Here is a 5,051-nt window from a genome sequence, read left to right as displayed (position 1 = left end):
ATGATGGTTATAAAGAAAGAATCCTGCCGCTGAAACGGCAGGATTCTTTCTTTATAACTATAATAATGTATCTACGTAATTAAGCGTCAATTTTAGCATACTTCGCATGCGATTCAATGAATGCCCTGCGTGGAGGAACTTCATCGCCCATGAGCATACTGAATACGCGGTCTGCTTCTGCAGCGCTTTCAATGGTTACCTGTTTCAGGGTACGTTGTTCAGGGTTCATGGTGGTATCCCACAGTTGTTCTGCGTTCATCTCACCCAAACCTTTATAACGCTGAATACTTACACTGTCTTCTTTACCTCCGGCGGCAAGCCTTATAGTGGCTTCTTTACGCTGTTCTTCCGTCCACGCATAAACCTGCTCCTTTCCTTTCTTTACAAGGTACAGCGGCGGCTGGGCAATGTATACATACCCCTGTTCTACCATTGCTTTCATATAGCGGAAAACAAAGGTGAGGATCAGTGTGGCAATGTGGCTACCATCCACATCGGCATCCGTCATGATGATGAGCTTGTGATAGCGCAGTTTCGAGAGGTTCAGTGCTTTATCATCTTCTTCCGTGCCAATGGTTACACCCAGTGCCGTGAAGATGTTTTTGATTTCATTATCCTCGTAAATCTTGTGCTCCATGGCTTTTTCCACGTTGAGGATTTTACCACGCAGCGGCAGGATGGCCTGGAAGTTACGGTTACGGCCCTGTTTAGCCGTACCACCTGCGGAGTCTCCTTCCACCAGGTACAGTTCACATTTGGCAGGATCGTTATCGGAGCAGTCGGCCAGTTTACCCGGTAACCCGCTGCCGGTCATCACGCTTTTGCGTTGTACCAGCTGCCTTGCCTTACGGGCGGCTTCACGGGCCTGCGCGGCGAGTACCACTTTATTGATCACCGTTTTTGCTTCGCGGGGATTCTCTTCCAGGAAAGCATCCAGTATAGCAGCTACGGAACTGTCTACCACACCCATTACATCGGAGTTACCGAGTTTGGTTTTGGTTTGTCCTTCAAACTGCGGCTCAGGTACTTTCACACTGATAATAGCGCTCAATCCTTCGCGAAAGTCATCTCCGGTAACTTCTACCTTCGATTTCTCGAACATTTTATTTTTATCACCATAAGATTTGAATACACGGGTAATGGCACGGCGGAAACCGGCTACGTGTGTACCTCCTTCAATGGTGTTGATATTATTTACGTAAGAGAAGAGATTTTCACTGAAACCGTCATTATAAACCAGCGCTACTTCAACGGCCACATTGGATGCGGCGTCATGGGTTTCCACATAAATAGGAGCCAGCAACAGCGGGTTACGGCGGGCGCCTTTATCCAGCATCTGGATAAACTCACGGATACCGCCTTCACTGTAGAAGGTTTCAGAGAAGAAGTTACCTTCTTCATCCTTTTCACGCTCATCAGTTAATGTGATGCTGATTTTGCGGTTCAGGTAAGATAATTCACGTAAACGACCTGCCAGTATTTCGCGGTTGTAGGTGGTTTCTTTGAATATTTCGCCATCCGGTTTAAAATGTACGGTGGTACCAGTGATTTCACTGCTGCCTATTTCACGAACAGCATATTGTGGTACCCCACGATGGTACTCCTGCTCAAATAATTTGCCTTCACGTTCTACTGTTACATATAATCTGTCACTCAGAGCGTTCACGCAGCTTACACCCACACCGTGCAAACCACCGGACACCTTGTAGGTGTTTTTATCAAATTTACCACCGGCGTGGAGAACTGTCATTACCACCTCAAGGGCAGAACGGCCTTCCTTCGGAATAATGCCGGTAGGCATACCACGGCCATCATCCTTTACCCGGATAGAGTTATCTTCCAGGATAGTCACTTCGATGTTTTTGCAGTACCCGGCGAGGGCTTCATCTATAGAGTTATCTACTACCTCATAAACAAGGTGGTGGAGACCCTTGATGCCAATATCGCCGATATACATGGCCGGACGCTTCCTAACGGCTTCCAGTCCTTCCAATACCTGTATACTCCCTGCATCATATCCGTTGCTGCTGGGGCTGGGTGCTTGCACTAATTCTTCGCTCATATGTTGGTGTAAAATCTATTAGAAATAAAAACGGTAGACAATCATGCAAAAATACGAAAAATAAGCCTTATTTCCACAAAAGAAGGGCTGTTTTTATACCGGGAGGACCCATCATTTTTCCACTAGAGATTTCCGGCACCAGCAATGTCTTTTACGCCTGTAAACAAAGTTTTCCACACCAAGTTAAAGAAGGATTTCTGGATATCGCGGGTATAGGTAACATTGGCGGTCCTGGTATTTTCCCCTTTGACAGGGTTTTCGGATTTGATAACCAATGCATTGGCTACCAGGCTAACAAGGCCCTTTCTTTTAAATCCCTTGTGATCTGCATCCTGTTTTAAAACGGCAATTTTGAGATTTTGATACAACAGCTTTACAAAAGCGCTGGCCCGCCGTTCATCTCCTTTAATATTAAACGTGAGATCCCTGATATCGCAGGATTTGATTTCAATTTTTCCCATCGGCCGGGTAACAACATTCAGGTCTTTCCCATTCATGTTATTCAGCCGGCCCGAAACGCCAAACCTGCCGTTCTTGTCATTTAGCAGGAAATCGAACCGGGCGGTGAGTTTGCCGCTTTTCATAAATACGGCATCGAGGTCGGCTATAAGGTGATTGTTTTTAGCCACCAGGCTGTCGATATTTGTGATATTCCGGAACAGGCCGTGTATATGGCTGAAATTAATGTACCCTGTTTGTTCGGTCACCGGGCTCAGTTCTGTATACTGAAGGTTGATATTATTGCCGGTAAGGGTATCAATATTTACCGGAACTTTCAGTTTGGCCAGTAACTGGTGGGGATATTGTCCCAGCTTATTGCCGGGTGGCATAGGCAGCATGCGGTTCCTGTAGATGTCTAATTTACCGTTTTGGATATTTACCCGTTCGGCCCAGATCTGCTGCTCCTGTAAAAGCAGCCGGGGATTGAGATTACGCAGGCTGATATCATTGAACACCACTTCAAACCGGTCTTGCTGCACCCCGGTTTTTTTCTGGAAAGCGGTTCGGTCGTACCGCGGCTGCAGTTCAAACCGGCCAATATGCAGGGTACGTTGGGCAGCATCATAACGGATCCCGCGAACATACATCCAGTAAAGGCTATCCCTTGTTCTGTTCATATAATCCTTCATCCTGATCTCATAATTGCGGGCGTATAGAAAACGGGTGGGATCATTCAGGGCCACTGAATCGATCAGGAAATCATTGATCCGGATCCGCAGGTTGTGGAATTGATGGATAACCCGGGATGAATCTTTCCGGGTAAAAATATATTTGAAATTGGTGCTGTCCAGTACCAGCTTACCTATAAAGATGGATTTCATTTTGACGGAAATGTTCTGGTAAGCCGTTCTCGGGGTACTGGTGTCTTTCACAGTGGCATTTTGCTCCATAATTACACTGGGACCGCTCACCGTGAGCACCCCGGCGCTGAGCTCTTTTCCGAAAAAATATCGCCAGGGCTTAAAATATTTGAGTTCCAGCCGGTCTACACTGATAGTGTATATTTCGGAAGGCGCTTTTTGCCGGGCCAGCAGGCGCTGGTATATCAGGGAATCTGCTGTCATGCTGGCTTTATCAATAGTGATGCTGCCGGACAGCACATCAAGGTGAAGATCCTTGAACTTCACGGTATAAAGACTGTCGGACAAATCGCTCACATAGCCCTGCAGCTCCCGTTTCAGCAGTTTGTTCCAATGTTGGTTAAGATACCAGCCGGCGCCCAATACTAACAAGATAAGTATACCGGCTACGAAGAGTATGATCTTTACCAGTCTGCGAATATTAAAGCCATTTTTTGCCATCAGTAAAGCATAAACGAAATTTATACCAATTAGTTCCAGGGTTTAAAACCCGGAAATGGAGGCTGGGTTTGTAAGTGTATTGTCAAAACATATTTGTTTAAAAAACGAATCCCTAAATTTGTGACTTCTATAACAGCCTGGCGTTAAAAAACAGATAAAGTGAAAGAAATACAGGAAATATTGTCTTTAGCCATTCCGCAGCCCGCGATGAGCGACCAGTTAAGGCTGGCGGAGCAGGATAGTGTGTCAGTGCCCGACTGTCTCGATTTTACATTACAACGTTTTACATATGATAAGCCATTGCCTGTTGAAGACGTGGCAATGGTTATTTACCAGCCTGCGAAAAGAGGGCAATCGGCTGCTATTGAGCTCCGTTATTGTGTTGCCGGCAATAAATATTGTAAGAACCCTTCCTGTACAGACCAGCTTTGTTCGGAGGGGAAAAAGGAAGCCTGCAATGACAGGGTACCTTCTGTAGACCTGATCACAGTGCGGTTCCAGCCGGCATTTATACAATCCCTTCAAAAAGGTACCACCACCTTCTCCTTATTTGAAAACCAGTCCCGCAAGCCGTTTGTGAAAACCATCCAGCCATGTACGAAGTCTAAATCCGTACTGGAAACAATGGTACACCACGACTATGAGGGCATCCTGAAAAATATATTCCTGCAAAGCCGTGCATTGGACCTGTTATTATACAGCTCCGATCAGTTTATGCAGAATGATACTGATGAACGCTATGGCTGCCGCTTCCTCACTCACCTGGAAGACCGCGAAAAAATAGAGAATGCCCGTGGCATCCTGCTGGAACAGCTGGATTCTCCGATCACCATCAGGGATCTCGCCCGTCGCGTAGCCATGAACGAGTGTTACCTGAAGAAAGGCTTTAAAGCCATGTATGGTACTACTATTTATGACTATTTCCAGAAAGAGAGAATGGAAAAGGCTAAAGGCCTGCTCTATGAAAAGGGAATGTCTGTGTCGGAAGTTGCCATGCTGATGGGGTACTCCTGTATCTCCCATTTCTCCACCGCCTTTAAAAAGCATACAGGGCTGAAGCCTTGTGAATTGCTGTTGCGTTAAAACAGCTACTCCCCTTTTATTTTCCTGATCTTTTCCTGTAACAGGAATATTCCTGTGATAGCAATAATGTGGCTATCTTTATATGATTTTTTAATCATTTGTTC

Annotated in this window: 3 protein-coding genes; 1 reads left to right on the top strand and 2 read right to left on the bottom strand. The window is 45.9% G+C overall.

The window, feature by feature from the left end:
• Window positions 1-79: 79 nt before the first annotated feature.
• On the bottom strand, window positions 80-2,062 hold the full coding sequence (gyrB, locus tag VN105_RS18185; protein ID WP_325642953.1) for a DNA topoisomerase (ATP-hydrolyzing) subunit B: 1,983 nt from the start codon (window positions 2,060-2,062) through the stop codon (window positions 80-82).
• 122 nt (window positions 2,063-2,184) lie between these two features.
• Window positions 2,185-3,864 (bottom strand): hypothetical protein, encoded by a 1,680-nt coding sequence (locus VN105_RS18180; RefSeq protein WP_325642952.1) that lies wholly within the window; start codon window positions 3,862-3,864, stop codon window positions 2,185-2,187.
• 159 nt (window positions 3,865-4,023) lie between these two features.
• On the opposite strand from VN105_RS18180, the gene VN105_RS18175 reads away from it, so the two are divergent.
• A complete protein-coding gene (locus VN105_RS18175; protein WP_325642951.1) occupies window positions 4,024-4,947 on the top strand; it encodes an AraC family transcriptional regulator in 924 nt (307 codons plus the stop codon).
• Window positions 4,948-5,051: the final 104 nt, after the last annotated feature.

The organism is Chitinophaga sp. (assembly GCF_035564935.1).
In the GTDB taxonomy this organism is placed as follows: domain Bacteria; phylum Bacteroidota; class Bacteroidia; order Chitinophagales; family Chitinophagaceae; genus Chitinophaga.
The sequence above is the reverse complement of the archived record's forward strand: the minus strand, read 5'-3'. Positions and strand labels throughout refer to the sequence as shown.

Coding starts and splice junctions, on each gene's coding strand:
- VN105_RS18180 (WP_325642952.1), bottom strand. CDS start 3,864: ATGGCAAAAAATGGCTTTAATATTCGCAGACTGGTAAAGATCATACTC.
- gyrB (WP_325642953.1), bottom strand. CDS start 2,062: ATGAGCGAAGAATTAGTGCAAGCACCCAGCCCCAGCAGCAACGGATAT.